This window comes from Nonomuraea sp. LP-02, from assembly GCF_036289125.1.
Lineage (GTDB): Bacteria > Actinomycetota > Actinomycetes > Streptosporangiales > Streptosporangiaceae > Nonomuraea > Nonomuraea bangladeshensis.
The window spans coordinates 531,130-548,675 of record NZ_JAXCLK010000001.1 but is presented as its reverse complement, the minus strand read 5'-3'; the positions used below and the strand labels follow the sequence as shown (position 1 = coordinate 548,675).

14 protein-coding genes, 4 tRNA genes and 1 riboswitch are annotated in these 17,546 nt (G+C 71.0%); of the genes, 9 read left to right on the top strand and 9 right to left on the bottom strand.

Features of this window, described 5'->3' with window-relative positions:
* Positions 1-15: 15 nt before the first annotated feature.
* The 7 genes from SMD20_RS02530 to SMD20_RS02500 all read right to left on the bottom strand — a co-directional run bounded on the left by SMD20_RS02530 (position 16) and on the right by SMD20_RS02500 (position 8,653).
* The gene (locus SMD20_RS02530) at positions 16-1,065 is read right to left on the bottom strand and encodes a mechanosensitive ion channel family protein (protein ID WP_329574409.1); all 1,050 of its coding nucleotides are present in this window, start codon (positions 1,063-1,065) and stop codon (positions 16-18) included.
* Between the two features lie 21 nt (positions 1,066-1,086).
* Positions 1,087-2,082, bottom strand: coding sequence for a ribonucleotide-diphosphate reductase subunit beta (locus SMD20_RS02525; protein WP_329574407.1), 996 nt, complete (start codon positions 2,080-2,082; stop codon positions 1,087-1,089).
* A 32-nt stretch (positions 2,083-2,114) separates the two neighbouring features.
* A complete protein-coding gene (locus SMD20_RS02520; RefSeq protein ID WP_329574405.1) occupies positions 2,115-4,298 on the bottom strand; it encodes a ribonucleoside-diphosphate reductase subunit alpha in 2,184 nt (727 codons plus the stop codon).
* Positions 4,299-4,390: 92 nt separating this feature from the next.
* Positions 4,391-4,585: riboswitch (cobalamin riboswitch) on the bottom strand.
* Between the two features lie 4 nt (positions 4,586-4,589).
* A complete protein-coding gene (locus tag SMD20_RS02515) occupies positions 4,590-5,561 on the bottom strand; it encodes a Bug family tripartite tricarboxylate transporter substrate binding protein (protein WP_329574403.1) in 972 nt (323 codons plus the stop codon).
* 117 nt (positions 5,562-5,678) lie between these two features.
* Positions 5,679-6,464: an SAM-dependent methyltransferase gene (locus SMD20_RS02510; protein WP_329574401.1), complete on the bottom strand. Its 786-nt coding sequence runs from the start codon at positions 6,462-6,464 to the stop codon at positions 5,679-5,681.
* A gap of 69 nt (positions 6,465-6,533) precedes the next feature.
* Positions 6,534-8,354, bottom strand: a complete 1,821-nt coding sequence (glmS, locus tag SMD20_RS02505; RefSeq protein ID WP_329574399.1) for a glutamine--fructose-6-phosphate transaminase (isomerizing) — start codon at positions 8,352-8,354, stop codon at positions 6,534-6,536.
* A 23-nt stretch (positions 8,355-8,377) separates the two neighbouring features.
* Positions 8,378-8,653 carry a hypothetical protein gene (locus SMD20_RS02500; RefSeq protein ID WP_091082922.1) on the bottom strand — a complete coding sequence of 92 codons (276 nt, stop codon included), beginning with the start codon at positions 8,651-8,653 and terminating at the stop codon, positions 8,378-8,380.
* Positions 8,654-8,825: 172 nt separating this feature from the next.
* On the opposite strand from SMD20_RS02500, the gene SMD20_RS02495 reads away from it, so the two are divergent.
* The 6 genes from SMD20_RS02495 (at position 8,826) to SMD20_RS02470 (ending at position 12,342) form a co-directional block, all read left to right on the top strand.
* Positions 8,826-10,838 carry an N-acetylmuramoyl-L-alanine amidase gene (locus SMD20_RS02495; protein WP_329574395.1) on the top strand — a complete coding sequence of 671 codons (2,013 nt, stop codon included), beginning with the start codon at positions 8,826-8,828 and terminating at the stop codon, positions 10,836-10,838.
* A gap of 92 nt (positions 10,839-10,930) precedes the next feature.
* Positions 10,931-11,002, top strand: a tRNA-Gly gene (locus SMD20_RS02490).
* Between the two features lie 15 nt (positions 11,003-11,017).
* Positions 11,018-11,088 (top strand) — tRNA-Cys (locus tag SMD20_RS02485).
* A 49-nt stretch (positions 11,089-11,137) separates the two neighbouring features.
* A tRNA-Gly gene (locus SMD20_RS02480) sits at positions 11,138-11,209 on the top strand.
* A gap of 19 nt (positions 11,210-11,228) precedes the next feature.
* A tRNA-Val gene (locus tag SMD20_RS02475) sits at positions 11,229-11,300 on the top strand.
* 184 nt (positions 11,301-11,484) lie between these two features.
* Positions 11,485-12,342: a mechanosensitive ion channel family protein gene (locus tag SMD20_RS02470; protein WP_329592402.1), complete on the top strand. Its 858-nt coding sequence runs from the start codon at positions 11,485-11,487 to the stop codon at positions 12,340-12,342.
* Between the two features lie 192 nt (positions 12,343-12,534).
* On the opposite strand, the gene SMD20_RS02465 is transcribed toward SMD20_RS02470, so the two are convergent.
* Complete coding sequence (locus SMD20_RS02465) at positions 12,535-12,846, bottom strand: DUF6401 family natural product biosynthesis protein (protein WP_329574393.1); 312 nt, start codon at positions 12,844-12,846, stop codon at positions 12,535-12,537.
* Between the two features lie 9 nt (positions 12,847-12,855).
* Entirely contained in the window at positions 12,856-14,043 is a 1,188-nt protein-coding gene (gene pobA / locus SMD20_RS02460) for a 4-hydroxybenzoate 3-monooxygenase (protein ID WP_329574391.1), read from the bottom strand.
* 80 nt (positions 14,044-14,123) lie between these two features.
* Between pobA and SMD20_RS02455 the strand changes: the two genes are divergently transcribed.
* The 3 genes from SMD20_RS02455 (at position 14,124) to SMD20_RS02445 (ending at position 17,499) form a co-directional block, all read left to right on the top strand.
* The gene (locus SMD20_RS02455) at positions 14,124-14,918 is read left to right on the top strand and encodes an IclR family transcriptional regulator (RefSeq protein WP_329574390.1); all 795 of its coding nucleotides are present in this window, start codon (positions 14,124-14,126) and stop codon (positions 14,916-14,918) included.
* Between the two features lie 76 nt (positions 14,919-14,994).
* Positions 14,995-15,924, top strand: coding sequence for an SDR family oxidoreductase (locus tag SMD20_RS02450; protein ID WP_329574388.1), 930 nt, complete (start codon positions 14,995-14,997; stop codon positions 15,922-15,924).
* A gap of 126 nt (positions 15,925-16,050) precedes the next feature.
* Positions 16,051-17,499, top strand: a complete 1,449-nt coding sequence (locus tag SMD20_RS02445) for a cellulase family glycosylhydrolase (protein WP_329574386.1) — start codon at positions 16,051-16,053, stop codon at positions 17,497-17,499.
* Positions 17,500-17,546 lie beyond the last annotated feature (47 nt).

Here is a 17,546-nt window from a genome sequence, read left to right as displayed (position 1 = left end):
CATTTATCCGGCCAGTTATCCGGGCAGCCCCGCGCTCTCGACGCGGAAGCGGGGCAGCGCCTCCGGATGGTTGTCGCGCACGTAGTCGACCAGGAACTCGCGCACGTCGCACTTGAGGTCCCACGCCGACGGCGAGTCGGCGGCGCTCATCAGGCAGCGCAGCTCGACCAGCCCGTTGGGCAGCACGTCGGTGACCTGCAGCGTCCAGTCCTTCTGGTCCCACAGCGGGTTGCCCTGGAGGAACTCGTACAGCGCCTCGCGCAGCCGCTTGACCGGCACCGACCAGTCCACCCGCAGCTGGACCGCGGCCAGCACGCGGCTGCCGTGCCGGGTCCAGTTCTCGAACGGGTTCTGGGTGAAGTAGCTGACCGGCAGCACGAGCCGCCGCTCGTCCCACAGCCGCAGCACCACGTACGTGAGCGTCAGCTCCTCGATCCGCCCCCACTCCTCCTCGACCACCACCACGTCGTCCAGCCGGAGCGCGTCGCTGAAGGCGAGCTGCAGCCCGGCGAGCACGTTGCCGATCGTGGGCTGGGCGGCGATGCCGACGACGGCGCCGGCGATGCCGGCCGAGGCCAGCAGGCCGGCGCCGAGCGCGCGCACGCCGGGGAAGGAGAAGAGCATCGCGCCGACCGCGATCACGACGATGACCGCGGCGGCGATGCGGCGGACCAGCGCGATCTGGGTCATGATGCGCCGCGCCCGCCGGTTGCGCTCGCCCTCGATCTGCACCAGCCGGTCGAGGACGACGTCCGTCAGCGCGTACGAGGCCTGCACGATCAGCCAGGTGACCGCGGCGATGGTGAGCAGCCCCAGCACCCGGTCCACGCCTTCGGCGAGGGCCCGCTGCTGGCCCGACTCGCCGAGGATGCCCACCCCGAACACCACGTTGGTCGCCACCACGGCGGCCACCGCGAACGCCGGCCACGTGCAGCGCTCCGCGAGGTGCTGGGCGAGCGCCCATTTGCGCCCGATCCTGCGGAGCACCCGCCGGACCACTTCGACCAGGAGGATGGACCCGACCACCGAGAACACGAGGATCGGCCAGTCCGCCGGAGACTGCACGCTCTTGCCCCCCAAAAAATCCTAGAACGTCTCGTCGAAGCTCACATTGCCCTCAACCGCCACCTGGTAAGCGGAAACACGCCTTTCGAAGAAGTTCGCCAGCTCCTGCACGTCCTGGAGCTCCATGAACGCGAAGGGGTTGGCCGAGCCGTACCTGCGGGGCAGGCCGAGCCGGGTCAGCCGCTGGTCGGCGACGTACTCGAGGTACTGGCGCATCTGGTCCACGCCCATGCCCGGCATGCCCTCGCCGCACAGGTCCTCGGCGAAGGCCAGCTCGGCGGCGACCGCCTCCTCCAGCATGGCGGTCACCTGCTTGCCCAGCTCGTCGTCGAAGAGCGACGGCTCCTCGGCGCGCACGGTGTCGACCACGCTGAAGGCGAACTCCATGTGCATGGACTCGTCGCGGAACACCCAGTTCGTCCCGGTGGCCAGGCCGCCGAGCAGGCCGCGGGAGCGGAACCAGTAGACGTAGGCGAACGCGCCGTAGAAGAACAGGCCCTCGATGCAGGCGGCGAAGCAGATGAGGTTGAGCAGGAACTGCCGGCGCTGACCGGCGTCCTCCAGCCGGTCGAGCCCGCCGATCGAGTCGATCCACCGGAAGCAGAACTCGGCCTTGTCCCTGATGGACGGGATGTGATCGACCGCGGCGAACGCCTTGACCCGCTCGTCGGGATCCGGCAGGTACGTGTCCAGCAGCGTCAGGTAGAACTGCACGTGCACCGCCTCCTCGAAGAGCTGCCGGCTCAGGTAGAGCCGCGCCTCGGGGGCGTTGACGTGCTGGTAGAGGTTGAGCACGAGGTTGTTGGCCACGATCGAGTCGCCGGTCGCGAAGAAGGCGACCAGCCGGTTGATCAGGTGCCGCTCCTGCGGCGTCATCCGCGCCAGGTCGGCGACGTCGCTGTGCAGGTCCACCTCCTCGACGGTCCAGGTGTTGCGGATGGCGGCGCGGTAGCGCTCGTAGAAGTCCGGATAGCGCATGGGGCGCAGGGTGAGGTCCATTCCGGGGTCGAGCAGCATGAGGTGGGGCTCCTTGCGTCGGGAGGGGGCTACTACTGGCAGGCTTCGCACGTCTCGGGGTTCTCCAGCGAGCACGCGATCGCGTCCACGGGCGCCGGCGCGGCGGCCACGGTGGTCTGGGCGATGCGGGTCGCGGGGCGCGAGCGCAGGTAGTAGGTGGTCTTGAGGCCCTTCTTCCAGGCGTAGGCGTACATCGAGGAGAGCTTGCCGATGGTCGGCGAAGCCATGAAGAGGTTGAGCGACTGCGACTGGTCGATGTACGGCTGGCGGGCCGCGGCGAGGTCGATGAGCGCCTTCTGCGGCAGCTCCCAGGCGGTGCGGTAGAGCGTCTTCAGGTCGTCGGGGATGCCGGGCACGTCCTGGACCGAGCCGTCGGCGCGCTTGATCGCGTCGCGCATCTCCTGCGTCCACAGCCCGCGCGCCCGCAGGTCGGCCACCAGATAGCGGTTGACCTGGAGGAACTCGCCGGACAGGGTCTCGCGCTTGAACACGTTGGACACCTGCGGCTCGATGCACTCGTAGCAGCCGGCGATGGAGGCGATGGTCGCGGTCGGCGCGATCGCGACCATGAGGGAGTTGCGCAACCCGGTCCGCGCGATCTTGGCGCGCACCGCCTCCCAGCGGGGCGTGGCCGGCAGGTAGTGGTCGGGGTGCAGCACGCCGCCGGCCGCGCGGGTGTCGGCGTAGGAGGGGTGCCGGCCACGCTCGGCGGCCAGGTCGGCCGAGGTGTCGTACGCGGTGAGCGCGATCTCCTCGGCGATCCTGGTGGACAGCTCGAGCGCCCGCGGCGAGTCGAACGGCAGCCGCAGCGCGAAGAACACGTCGGCGAGCCCCATGACGCCGAGCCCGATGGGCCGCCAGCGCCGGTTGGCCGCCTCGGCCTCGGGCGTCGGGTAGAAGCCGAGGTCGATGGTCCGGTCGAGGAAGCGCACGGCGGTGCGGACGGTGCCGCGCAGCCGTTCCCAGTCCAGGTCGTCCGCTGTCAGATGGGCGGCCAGGTTGACCGAGCCCAGGTTGCAGACGGCGGTCTCGCCGTCGCTGGTGACCTCCAGGATCTCGGTGCACAGGTTCGACAGGTGGATGACGTTGCCGGGGCGGGCGGTCTGGTTGGAGGTGCGGTTGGCGGCGTCCTTGAAGGTCATCCAGCCGTTGCCGGTCTGGGCGAGGGTGCGCATCATCCGGCCGTAGAGGGTGCGGGCGGGGATCTGCCGGACGAAGCGGCCGGCCGCCTCGTACGCGCGGTAGGCGGCGGTGAACTCCTCGCCGTACAGGTCGGTGAGGTCGGGCGTCTCCTTCGGGTCGAACAGGGACCAGACCTCGTCCGCCTCGACCCGGCGCATGAACTCGTCCGGCACCCAGTTGGCCAGGTTGAGGTTGTGGGTGCGGCGGGCGTCCTCGCCGGTGTTGTCGCGCAGCTCCAGGAACTCCTCGATGTCGGCGTGCCAGGTCTCCAGGTAGACGCAGGCCGCGCCCTTGCGCCGGCCGCCCTGGTTGACCGCCGCCACCGAGGCGTCGAGGGTGCGCAGCCAGGGGACGATGCCGTTGGAGTGGCCGTTGGTGCCGCGGATCAGCGAGCCGCGCGAGCGGACCCTGGTCCAGGAGATGCCGATGCCGCCGGCGTACTTGGACAGGCGGGCGACCTGGCCGTAGCGCTCGTAGATGGCCTCCAGCTCGTCGCGCGGCGAGTCGAGCAGGAAGCACGACGACAGCTGCGGGCGCCGGCTGCCGGAGTTGAACAGCGTGGGCGAGCTGGGCAGGTACGACAACGTCGACATCAGCCCGTACAGCTCGGCCGCCTCCGCCACGGTCTCCGCGAGCCCGCAGGCGACGCGCAGGAAGAAGTGCTGCGGCCGCTCCAGCACCGCCCGGGTCTCGGGATGGCGCAGCAGGTAACGGTCGTGCACGGTGCGCAGGCCGAAATACTCGAAACGGTCGTCGGCCGCCGGATCGACGAGGGCGTCCAGCTCGGCGGCGTGCTCGGCGACGAACGCGGCCAGCCGGTCCTGGAGCAGCCCGGCCGCGTGGCACGCGGCCACCGACTCGGAGAAGGCGCGGACCCCCTGCGCGGCCGCCTCCTCGGCGATCTCCTCGGCCAGCAGCCTGGCGGCGACCCGGGAGTTCTCCGGGTCCGTGATCACCCGGGCGGCGGCCTCCTCGATGGCCAGCCGGCGACCGGCCGCGTCCAGGTGCCTGGCGGCCTCGACAGTCTGCGTCACGTGCTCTCTCCTCGCGAGCTCATTCCCGGGGAAGGGCACGTGAGAGCCACGCGGGCAGGCCGCGTCGCCCCGCCTGCCCTCCCTCGGGGCCATGGACGGTCACGTCGCGGGCAGGTCTTCGGGCTCGCGGGCGCGCCTCATCGGCTCCTACTGGCCGTCGCTTCCCGGATCACTCCAGTGCTCATGACGGCGGTCGTTCCCGCTCACCGCTGCGGGGCAGCCCCGGAATCGCACCGGGTTCCCTTTCACTCCGCCCCGAGGGGCGAACCAGCGACGACCTGGATCCTACATCTAGTGGCCCTTCCCGCAACTACCCCTACAGGTTGTGGCTCGCGCCGAGTTGATCAGCCCCAGGTCATGGAGGACGGCCCGGGTGCGCTCGACCTCGGAGGACAGCCAGAGCACGAAGTCGTCGCCGCCGAGCGGGATCGAGACCCAGCCGGCGGCACGGCAGGCGGCCAGCCAGCCGGTGGAGGAGGTCGCCTCCTCGCACATGCGCACGGCCGCCTCGCGGCTCTCGTCCGGCATCTCGTCGGGGCCGAAGGCGGCGGTCCAGTCGGTGAAGTCGACCCGTACGCCGGACTCCAGCAGCGTCGGCGCGTCCACCTCGGGCACCCGCTGGGCGCACGAGACCGCGAGCGCCCGGAGCCGGCCGCGGGCGAGGCCGTCCCGCCAGTCGGCGAGCGCCCCGGTGGCCGCCGCGGCCTTGCCGGACAGCAGGGCGGTCACGACCTCCTGGCTGCCGGGATAGCCGGTGTAGTCGACCTGCCGGGCGTCGGCGCCGATGCCCTTGGCGATCAGGCCGAACAGCAGGTGGTCGGGCGCGCCCTGCGGGCCGCCGGCCAGCGGCGTCGCACCGGGCCGGGCCAGCAACTGGGCGGCGAAGCCCTCGAAGTCCTTGAAGCGGGAGTCGCCCGGCACGACCACGACCTCGACGTCGCCGGCCAGCCGGGCGAGAGGGGTGGCCAGGTCGAGCAGGGTCTGGCCGTTGTTGAGCTCGGCGGCGGTCATCGCGGACAGGCCGCTCACGGTGACCTTGGTGCCGGTGCCGGTCTCGTACCCCGCGGCGCGGGCCGCGCCGGCGAGCGCCCGCCCGACCTCGCTCCAGCGGCGGGATGCCGGGTCGATGACGAACCGCGCCCGCAGCCCCGACCGGCCGGGGCCGCCGGTGACCTGCCGGGCGCCGCAGCCACTCAGCGCCGCTCCGGTCAACGCCGCGCCGGACGCGGCCAGCAGGCTTGCCAGGAACTCTCGACGGCGCATGTGCCTCTCCCCCGAAGCTCCGCGAATCCCCCTTACCTACAGTTATTCACACATTACGCAGAGATACACATATAGGCGACAGATCCCACCAGCCGAAATTTGGTGAAATGTCGCTTTTTACGCTGGAGTGGAAAGATCGATTTTCCGGGCCACGCCCGCCATGAGCGACGACGGCAGCGTCCAATCGCCCACGAGTTTCGGCCGGTCCGGCCGCCAGTCGACGGCCTGCACCAGTCCGGGCGGATCAAGGGAGAACTCGCCGAAGAAACGCCGGATCTCCGACGGCCGCCGGTCCGCTCCCCCGCCCCCGGACGAGCCCCGGTAGCCGCGGGGGACCTCCTCGTCCCCCAGCCGCCCCATCGTGGTGGCGTGGCTGATCACCAGGAAGCTGCCGGGGACGACCCGCTCGCGCAGCCGGGCCACGGCCCGCCCCGGCTGGGCGGAGTCGGGCAGGAAGTGCAGGATCGACACCAGCAGGACGGCGACCGGCCGGTCCAGGTCGAGGAAGTCACCGGCCTTGGCCAGCACGTCGTCGGCGTCCAGCAGGTCGGCCTCGACGCAGACGGCCCTGCCCACGTTCGTGAGCAGGGCCTTGGCGTGGGCGGCCACGACGGGGTCGTGGTCGACGTAGACGACCCGGGCGCCGGGCGCCACCTCGTGCGCGCTGCCCTGGGTGGGCAGCCCGCTGCCCAGGTCGATGAACTGGTCGATCCCGGCGGCGGCGACGTAGCGCACGGCACGCTGCAGGAAGGCCCGGTTCGCGCGGGCCAGCGGGACCGCCTCCGGGACCAGCTCGGCGAGCTGCTCGATGGCCAGGCGGTCGACCGCGAAGTTGTCCGTCCCGCCGAGCATGTAGTCGTACATGCGTGCGAGATTGGGCCGTTGCTGGTCGAACTGCCGCACGTATCGAATTTATGCCGTCCGGGCCCAGATAACACTACCCAGAGCGAAATGTGGCTTAATTGGAGTCAATTACTCAACAGTAACGCTCTTGGCTAGATTGCGCGGCTTGTCGACGTCCCGGTCCAGCGCGACCGCGGCGTGGTAGGCGAGGAGCTGGAGCGGGATGGTGAGCAGGATCGGGTCCAGCTCGACCTCGTTCTTCGGGATCACGATGACGTCGTCGGCCAGGTTGGTGTCCGGCTCCCGGTGGCCGACCATGAGCACCTGGCCGCCGCGGGTGCGGATCTCGCCGAGCGTGGTGAGGTTCTTGTCCAGCAGCTCGTCGTCGGGGACGATCGCGACCGTCGGCATCTCGGGGCCGATCAGCGCGAGCGGGCCGTGCTTGAGCTCGCTCGCCGGGTACGCCTCGGCGTGCACGTACGAGATCTCCTTGAGCTTCTGCGCGCCCTCCCTGGCCACCGGGTAGCCGCGCACCCGCCCGACGAACATCATGCTCGGGTGGCCGGCGTACTTGCGGGCCAGCTCGGCGATCTTGTCGCCCTGGGTGAGGATGTCGGCGATCTGGCCGGGCAGCCGGCGCAGGCCCTCCACGATGCGCCGCCCGTCGGCCGGCGACAGGTCGCGCACCCGGCCGAGGTGCAGCGCGAGCAGCGCGAAGGCGACCGCCGTGGAGGTGAACGCCTTGGTCGAGGCGACCGAGACCTCGGGCCCGGCGTGCAGGTAGATGCCGCCGTCCACCTCGCGGGCGATGGCGCTGCCCACGGCGTTGACGATGCCGATGACCCGGCCGCCCTTGCGCTTGAGCTCCTGGACGGCGGCCAGCGTGTCGTAGGTCTCGCCGGACTGGCTGATCGCGACGTAGAGCGTGTCGGGGTCGACGACCGGGTTGCGGTAGCGGAACTCGCTGGCCGGCTCGGCGTCGGCGGGGATGCGCGCCAGCTCCTCGATGAGCTGCGCGCCGATCTGTCCCGAGTAGTACGCCGATCCGCAACCGATGATCTTCACCCGGCGGAACGAGCGGGTCTCGCGGGCGTCCATGTTGAGCCCGCCGAGGTGCGCGACGTGGAAGCGCTCGTCGAGCCGGCCGGACATCGTCCTGGTGATCGTCTCGGGCTGCTCGGAGATCTCCTTGAGCAGGTAGTGCTCGTAGCCGCCGGTGTCGTAGTGGCCGGCGTCCCAGTCGACGGTCAGCGGCTCCTTGGCCGTCTCGCGGGCGTCGCTGGAGAAGGTGTGGAAGCCGTCGGCCTTGATCACCGCCAGCTCGCCGTCCTCCAGGTGCACGACCTGGCGGGTGTAGCGGATCAGGGCGGCGACGTCGGAGGCGGCGAACATCTCCTTCTCGCCGATGCCGAGCACGATCGGGCTGCCGTTGCGGGCCACGACCACCTCGCCGGGGCGCTCGGCGTCGATGACCGCGATGCCGTACGTGCCGACGATGCTCTTCAGCGTCTTCCTGACCGCCTCCTCCAGGGTGTCGTTCTCGTCCACGGCGTGGGCGATCAGGTGGGCCAGCACCTCGGTGTCGGTCTCGGAGGCGAACTCGACGCCGTCGGCGACCAGCTTGGCGCGCAGCTCGGCGGCGTTCTCGATGATGCCGTTGTGCACGACCGCGATGCGCTGGTCGGCGGACAGGTGCGGGTGGGCGTTCTCGTCGCTCGGGACGCCGTGCGTGGCCCAGCGGGTGTGCCCGATGCCGAGCCCGCCCTTGAACCTGGCCGGCACGACCTTGGCCAGGTCGGCCACCCTGCCCTTGACCTTGCGGAGCTTCAGCCCTTTGTTGGACACCACGAGCCCGGCGGAGTCATAGCCTCGGTACTCGAGCCGCTGCAGCCCCTCCAACAGGATGGGCGCCGCGTCCTTGGGGCCCACATAGGCCACGATTCCGCACATCGAGGTCTCCTCTGCGTTTCTGGTTATCCGTAGACGATCCTGCGGAGCTGCCGCAGTGACAGCTCGGGCGCGGCCACCCGGCGGCCGCGTAACTCGGCGGCGATCCTGGGGAAGATCTCGTCGTTGGTGTGGCCGCGCGCCTTGAGCTCGCCGTGGCGGCGCCGGACGTACTCCTCGGCCGTCTCGGAGAAGTAGGCCAGCACGTCGGCGACGACGCGCGCCGCCTCTCCCGGGCCGAGCGCGCTCGTCCGGATGAGGTGGGCGATGAGGTCCTCGTAGGGATGCCGTGCCGTGGACACAGAGGAGGACACTACGCATCTGGAACGAGACACGCCAACATCCTGCCCGATATCGGGCAGGAATTAACTCTTCCTCAAGTCCCACCAGTAACAGGAGCCCCGTCTGACCCAGCCCTTTCCTGGGAAGACTACGAAGCGTAGTCACGCCGTGACGCGCTTCAGGGGGATGGACATGCACTTCTGGCTGGCCTGGCCGATCTCGCTGCTCGCCGGCCTCGCGCCCGTGGCGGGGCCCACGCTGTCGCCCGTCCGGGAGGTCCCGGCCGGTCGGCAGGGCGAGTTCGCCGCGGCGGCGCGCGAGTTCGGGGTGCCGCAGAGCGTGCTGCTGGGGGTGGCGTACCTGGGCTCGCGGTGGGACGCGCACGAGGGGCGGCCCAGCACCGCAGGCGGCTACGGGCCGATGCACCTCGTGGACGCCCTCCCCGCCGGCGCCCTCACCGTCGGGGACGCGCTCGGGGACGCCCGCGGCGACGAGTCCCGGCCGATGCCGCCCCGGCCGGTGCACATGCTGTCCCCGCTGAGCGCCGCCGCGAAGCCGGCGCACACGACGCTGCCCGAGGCCGGGCGGCTCATCGGCGTCACGCCCGCCCGGCTGCGCGACGACCCGGCCGCCAACATCCGCGCCGGCGCCGCCCTGCTCGCCTCCTACCACGACACCCCGAGCACCGATGCGAGCAGCGATGCGAACCCCGGCCTGGCCGGCTGGTACGACGCCGTCGCCCGCTTCTCCGGCGCCGACGACCCGGCCGCGGCGCGGCAGTTCGCCGACGAGGTGTTCGCGGTGATGAGGGAGGGCATGGTGCGGCGCACCGACGACGGGCAGGTGGTGCGCCTCGATCCGGTGCCCGGCCTGCGCGTACGGTCCGACCCCCCGTACGACGAGGCCTACCCCGAGTTCTTCCCTGACCAGTACGACCACGCCGAGGTCCCGATGGAGGACGACGTCGCCGAGCCGTACGACCCGGCCGAGGTGACCGCGGCCTCGGGCCGCTCCTCCTCCGCAGAGTGCCCCGCGAGCCTGGCCTGCGAGTGGATGCCGGCCGCGCACAAGCGCTTCGGCAAGAAGGGCGGCAAGGACTACGGCAACCACGACCGCCTGTTCAAGACCCGGCACGTCGACTACATCGTCATCCACGACACCGAGGGCGGCTACGGGGGCATCCCGACCATGGTCCGCGACCCCAAGTACGTGAGCTGGCACTACACGATCCGCTCCCGCGACGGCCACGTGGCCCAGCACGTCAGGACCAACGACCTGGCCTGGCACGCGGGCAACTGGGACGTCAACACCCGCTCGATCGGCATCGAGCACGAGGGCTACCTGGCCAAGGGCGGGGCGTGGTACACCGAGGCGATGTACCGGTCCTCGGCCAAGCTGGTGCGCTACCTCGCGAACAAATACGGCGTGCCGCTCGACCGGGCGCACATCCTGGGCCACGACAACGTCCCCGGCACAACCCCCCAGACCGTCGCCGGCATGCACGACGACCCGGGACCCTACTGGGACTGGGCCCACTACTTCGAGCTGATGGGCCGGCCGCTGCGGGCCGCGAAGAACGGCGACTCGGTGCTCATCCGGCCGTCGTACGACGACAACCAGCCGCGCTTCACCGGCTGCGTCACCACGAAGGCGGGCAAGGACTGCCCGCCGCACGGCGCGTCCACGGTCTGGCTGCGCACCGCGCCGCGCGAGAACGCCTCCCTGGTCACCGACGCCGGCAAGCACGGCGGCAAGGCCAGCACGTACAGCGTGTACGACCACGCCGCCCGCGCCTCGACCGGCCAGCGCTACGCGGTCGCGGAGCGACGGGGGGACTGGACGGCGATCTGGTACCTCGGGCAGAAGGCGTGGTTCCACAACCCGGCCGCGCGGCCGGTCGCCGTGCCCGCCAAGGGACCGCTGGTCACGCCGCTGCGGGCGGGCACCCGGGTGTACGGGCGGGCCTATCCGGAGACGTCGGCGTACACGAAGGCGGCCGCGCAGCCGCTGACGCCGCTGCAGTACCGGATCGCGCCGGGGCAGACGTACACGGTGGGCGACACGATCACCGGCTCCCACTACTCGGCCGGGGCCTTCAGCCCGTCGCGGCACGTCACGACGACCGGCACCATCCGCTACCACCAGATCCAGCTCGGGCACCGGATCGCGTTCGTCATGGCGAAGGACGTGCGGTTGATCCCGTGAATTTTCGCCGCACGGGCGGCCGAGTGCGCACGGGCACTCCGCGGAGACGATATGGTTTTCCCGTGGCCCGGAGCACGTAGCCTGGGGTTCACGCGGAAGTGGCTCAGTGGTAGAGCATCACCTTGCCAAGGTGAGGGTCGCGGGTTCGAATCCCGTCTTCCGCTCGGAGTGTGACTCCTGGTGGAGTGGCCGAGAGGCGAGGCAGCGGCCTGCAAAGCCGTCTACACGGGTTCAAATCCCGTCTCCACCTCGCTGAACGGCGGACCCGCCAGGATCCGCTAAAGTAAAGACAACGCCATGCGGAAGTGGCTCAGTGGTAGAGCATCACCTTGCCAAGGTGAGGGTCGCGGGTTCGAATCCCGTCTTCCGCTCTGAGTGACAACTCAACACGGACGATTAGCTCAGCGGGAGAGCGCTTCCCTGACACGGAAGAGGTCACTGGTTCAATCCCAGTATCGTCCACCCCATCGAAAGGCCCCGCCGACCGCGGGGCCTTTCGGCGTTCCGCGCCCGCGATGCCGATTCTTGCCGCCGCTATCTGGGCGATTTGTCGGGTCTTGAGAAGTTTTGATGTCCCTTTGCGCATGCGCCGTTGCTCTCCGGGTAGCGCCGTGGCACTGGCTCCTCGGAGGAGGAAAGCGTGGACATCAACATAGGCCAGGGCCTCACGGACGCCTGGCGATCAATTGCGACGTTCGTGCCTAGGCTGGTCGCGTTCCTGGTGATCCTGATCATCGGGTACCTCATCGCCAAGGCTTTGGAGAAGGTGGTCGACAAGATCCTGCAGCGGGTCGGCTTCGACCGCGCGGTGGAACGCAGCGGCGTGCGCCGCTGGCTCGAACGCAGCAAGTACGACGCCAGCAGCCTGCTGGGCAGGATCGTCTTCTACGCCATCGTGCTGGTCACCCTGCAGATAGCCTTCAGCGTCTTCGGGCCGAACCCGATCTCGGCGCTGCTCACCGGCGTCGTCGCGTGGCTGCCCAGGGCACTGGTCGCCATCGTGATCGTCGTGGTCGCCGGCGCGATCGCCAAGGCCGTCCGGGACATACTCAACGGGGCGCTCGGCGGGCTGTCGTACGGCCGCTGGATCGCCACCGCGGCCGCCGTGTTCATCTGGGCGCTGGGCATCATCGCCGCGCTCAACCAGATCGGCGTGGCCACCACGGTCACCACTCCGGTGCTGGTCACCGTGCTCGGGACGATCGGCGCCATTCTCGCCATCGGCATCGGCGGCGGCCTGATCCGGCCGATGCAGCAGCGCTGGGAGCGCTGGCTCAGCCGCATGGAGGCCGAGGCCCCGCAGGCCAGGGCGCATGCCGAGGCCTACCAGCGCGGGCGGCGGGACGCCGCCGCCATGCACGGCGAGGAGACCGCGCCCATCGGCACGGCGCCGGGCGCGACGGCGGCCGACCGGCCGGGCACGACTCCGGGCGGGAGGTCCACGCCTCCGGGCGGGATGTCGCCGCCTTCGGGGCCGCACCGCTCCGACATGCCTCCGGGCTGACCCCTCCGAGAACGGCCCGCCGCCCGGCACCGCCCACCCGCCCGGAGCGACGGGCGCATCCCGCCGGCCGGCCGCCACACGCGGCCGGTCGGCGGGGCATGCAAGGCCGGCGCGGCCAGTCGGCGGGGCGTGCAAGGCCGACGGGCGGCTCGACGGGGCGTGCAAGGTCCTTCGGCGAGATCAGCCGGTGGCTCAGGCGGGGAGTTCGTCGCCCAGGAAGCCGTGCTCACGGGCCAGCCAGCAGACCGCCGTCAGCCGGAGCGACGGCTCGTCCGCCTCGCCGGTGAACACCCAGCCGCGGTGGCGCAGCTCGTCGAGGAAGCCGAGCAGGTAGTCACCCAGCGTCTCCTGGTCGATGGGGATCGCCTCCCGCAGGTCGGCCGCGTGCTGGTCCACGGCGGCGACCAGTCCGGGCTCGGCGCCCAAGCGGGCGAGCTGGGAGGCGCCCAGCGCGTTCATCAGCCAGCGAAGGGGCGAAGACGCCCAGCCATCCTCAAACACCACCAAAACACCTTAAAGCACGTTTAGTCGTGCGTCATCAGGGAACGGCAGCCCGACGTAGTTCTCCGCGAGCGTCGTCGCGGCGGCCTCGGACGAGGTGACGTAGTCCAGGTAGGAGAGCTGGAGCCGCCCCCCGTAGGCGTCCTCGTCCTCGAACGTGTGCAGCAGCGTCGTCATCCACCACGAGAAGTGCTGCGCCCGCCACACCCGCTTCAGGCACGCCTCCGAGTAGCCGTCCAGCAGGGTGGTCGAGCCGTCGGCGAAGTACGCGGCCAGCGCCTCGGTCAGCACCCGCACGTCGGCCACCGCCAGGTTGAGCCCCTTGGCCCCGGTCGGCGGCACGATGTGGGCGGCGTCCCCGGCCAGGTAGAGCCGGCCGTACTGCATGGGCTCGGTCACGAACGAGCGCATCGGCGTGACGCCCTTCTCGGTGATCCGGCCGGTGGTCAGCGTGAAGCCCGGCACGCTCTCCAGCCGGGCCCGCAGCTCGTCCCAGATCCGCTCGTCCGGCCAGTCCTCCACCTTCGTGTCGGCGGGGACCTGGAGGTAGAAGCGGCTGACGGTGGGCGAGCGCATGCTGTGCAGCGCGAAGCCGCGGTCGGTCCTGGCGTAGATCAGCTCCTCGGACGAGGGCGCGACGTCGGCCAGGACGCCCAGCCAGGCGAACGGATATTCCCGCTCGAAGACGGTCAGGACGCCCTCGGGAACGGACGGCCGGGACACGCCGTGGAAGCCGTCGCAGCCCGCGATGACGTCGCAGTCCAGCCGCTCCCCGTCGCCGAAGGTGATGTACGGCTCGGACTCCAGCGAGTGCGGCACCACGTTGTCGACCTCGAAGCGCACGTCTCCCCCGGCCGCCAGTCGCGCCGCGATGAGGTCCTTGACGACCTCCTGCTGGCCGTAGACGGTGATCGCGCGGCCGGGCACCAGCTTCTCGAAGGCGATGCGGTGGCCGGCGCCGCCGTACCGCAGCTCGATGCCGTGGTGCGGCAGGCCCTCGCGCTGCATCCGCTCCCCGACGCCGGCCTCGATGAGGGTGTCCACGGTGCCCTGCTCCAGGACGCCGGCCCGTACCCGCCGCTCGACGTAGTCGCGGCTGCGCCGCTCCAGCACCACGGAGGAGATGCCCCGCAGGTGGAGCAGATGAGACAGCAGCAGGCCCGCCGGGCCCGCGCCGATGATCCCGACCTGAGTTCGCATGACCGAAGCATGCTGCCTCGTCCCCCTTTGGTGGGAGGCCCGGCTTCCGTCCAGTGGAATCCTGATGCAGGATTTACCCCATGGCAGGAGGATCCAGGGAGCCGGGCCGGACCGTGACGTCCAAGGTGCTGGCCCTGCTCGGGGCGTTCGACGCCGCGCACCCCCAGCTCACGCTGACGGAGCTGGCCAGTCGCGCCGGCGTCCCGCTGAGCACCGCGCACCGGCTGGTCGCCGAGCTGGAGGAGTGGCAGGCGCTGGCCCGCGACCCCGACGGGCGGCTGCGCGTGGGGCTGCGGCTGTGGGAGCTCGGCCAGCTCGCCCCCGGCCGGCTGGTGGCGCTCGCGCATCCGTGGTTGCAGGAGCTGTTCGGCACCACCGGCGAGAACGTGCACCTCGCCGTCCGCGACGGCATGGAGGTGCTGTACGTGGACAAGGTGTACGGCCGCCGCGCCGTCCCCATCGTCTCCAGGACCGGCGGCCGGCTGCCCATGCACCCGACCGGCGTCGGCCGGGCGCTGCTGGCCCACGAGCCCGACTGGTTCGTCACGTCGTACCTGGCCCGCACGCTCGAACGCCCCACCCCGCACACGATCACCGAGCCGGGACGCCTGGCCAGGGAGCTCGCCGCGGTGCGCGCGCAGGGGTACGCGCTCACCTACGAGGAGATGACGCTCGGCTCCTGCTCGGCCGCCGCGCCCATCGTGGTGGACGGGCGTGCCATGGCCGCGCTCGGCATCGTGCTCTCCTCGCGCCGCGCCCGCGAGCTGCCCCGGCTGGTCGAGCCGCTGCTGCACGTGGCGGGACGGATCGGCCGCGCGTTCGCCGATCCCCCGGCCGCCGGCACCTGGGCGGGCCCGGCGTCGCGGAACCCCTGAACGCGGTGCCGCTGCTTTCTACCCCTGACGTGCGAAGACATGTCAGACCAGCGGAATCGGGGGTAGAGGGGGCCGCATGCGGATTCTGGTCACGGGAGCGACAGGCATGCTGGGCAGGGCCCTGGTGCCCGCACTGGTGAAGGCGGGTCACCAGGTGCGGGCGCTGAGCCGTGCCAGGAGGGAGAGCCGCGGCAACGTCGAATGGGTGTGGGGCGACCTGTTCTCCGGGCACGGCGTCCCGGAGGCCCTGGCCGGCATGGACGCGGTCGCGCACCTGGCCACCAGCGGCCGCAGGGGGCGCGGCGCCGCCGACATCCCGGGCACCCGCCGGCTCGTCCTCGCCGCCCGCGAGGCCGGGGTCGGGCATCTGCTGCTCACCTCGATGGTCGGCGCCGATCGGGCTCCTGTCGGCTATCTCGCGTACAAGCTGGAGGCCGAACGCCTGGTCGCCGCCGGCGGCCTCGGCTGGACCGTGCTCCGCAGCACCCTGTTCCAGCAGTGGCTGCACCAGCGGTTGCGCGACCACGCCGTGCTCCCGGTGCTGCCCGTGGATCCGACCGTGCTCATGCAGCCGGTGCACACGGGCGAGGTCGCGGCGCGGGCGGCCGAGCTCATCGGCGGCGAACCACTCGGGACGGCGGTCGAGTTCGGCGGGCCGGAAGTGCTCGACCATGCCCGGCTGGCCCGTACCTGGTGCCGCCTGCACGGCCTGCGCCGGCTCTACCTGCCGATGCGCTTCCCCGGCCGGCTGTACGCGGCCCAGCGCGCCGGCGAGCTGACCACGGACGCGACGCCCCGCGGCACGATCACCTGGGACGACTACCTGGCGCCGCCCGCGACGGCGCGCGCCGCCCGCTGGGGCGGCTCGGCCGCCTTCCCCGACTCCGACGACTTCGCCTCCGAGCACACCGCCTCCCCCACCAGCCCGGCCACGCAGCCGGAGCAGGATCCTGACGTGCACGTGTACGGCGGCGACGACGGCTACGAGCGCCCCACCCGCGGCTGACGCGATCTTTTCTGACACTTTGGGCCTTGCGTCAGGGAAGAGGTCAACTTATGCTGCGCCGCAAGTTAGGAAACTTTCCTAACCCGATGAGGTGCCCGACCGTCCCCCGGAGAATCGGAGTCGTACGTGAGGCGAAGCGCATGGGCGAGCATCCTGACCATCGTGGCCGCGATGGCGTTACCCCTGGTGGCGCCGTCCGGCGCGGGCGCGGCCACGGCGCCGCAGGTGGCGGCCGACCCCCTGGTGTCGCAGGGCAGGGCCGTGACGGCCTCCTCCACCGAGGCCGCCGGCCTGGAGCCGGGCAAGGCGGTCGACGGCAACCCGGCCACCCGCTGGGCCAGCGCCGAAGGGGTCGACCCGCAGTGGATCCGGGTGGACCTCGGCTCCACGCACACCATCTCCCGGGTCCGGCTGACCTGGGAGGTCGCCCACGCCACCGCGTACCGGGTGCAGACCTCGCCCGACGGCTCCACCTGGAGTGACATCTACTCCACCGGCAGCGGCGACGGCGCGGTCGACGACCTCACGGTCAGCGGCGCCGGCCGGTACGTCCGGGTTTATGGCACCCAGCGCGGCACCCCCTACGGCTACTCCCTGTGGGAGCTGGAGGTCTACGGCGCCCCCACGGGCAGCGGCGGCGGCACCCCCGTGCAGGCCAACGGCCAGCTCCGCGTGTGCGGCGTCAAGCTCTGCAACCAGAACGGCAAGCAGATCCAGCTCCGCGGCATGAGCAGCCACGGCATCCAGTGGTACAGCCAGTGCCTCAACACCGCCTCGCTCGACGCGCTGGCCGGCGACTGGAAGGCCGACGTCCTGCGCATCTCGATGTACATCCAGGAGGACGGCTACGAGACCAACCCCCGGCTGTTCACCGACCGCGTCCACTCCCTGATCGAGATGGCCACCGCCCGCGGCATGTACGCGATCGTCGACTGGCACATGCTCGACCCCGGCGACCCGATGTACAACCTCGCCCGGGCCAAGACGTTCTTCACCGAGATCGCCCAGCGGCACGACAACAAGAAGAACATCCTGTACGAGATCGCCAACGAGCCGAACGGCGACGCCGTCACCTGGTCCGTCATCCGCGACTACGCGCACCAGCTCATCCCGGTGATCCGGCAGCACGACCCCGACGCCCCGATCCTGGTCGGCACCCGCGCGTGGTCGTCGCTCGGCGTCTCCGCCGGCGCCGACGAGACCGAGATCGTGAACAACCCGGTCAACGCCGCCAACATCATGTACACGTTCCACTTCTACGCGGCCTCGCACGGCACCACCTATCTGAACACCCTGTCCAGGGCCGCCGACCGGCTGCCGATCTTCGTGACCGAGTTCGGCACCCAGAGCGCGTCCGGCGACGGGGCCAACAACTTCACCAGGTCGCAGCAGTATCTCGACCTGCTGGCCCAGAAGAAGATCAGCTGGGTGAACTGGAACTTCTCCGACGACTTCCGCACCGGCGCCGTCTTCACCACCGGGACCTGCCCGAACGGCTCCTTCGCCGGGACGGGCCGGCTGAAGGAGGCCGGCGTCTGGATCCGCGACCGGATCCGCACCGCCGACGACTTCTGACGCCCGCGCTCGCGGCGAGGGCGTCCCGCGACCGTACGCGGGACGCC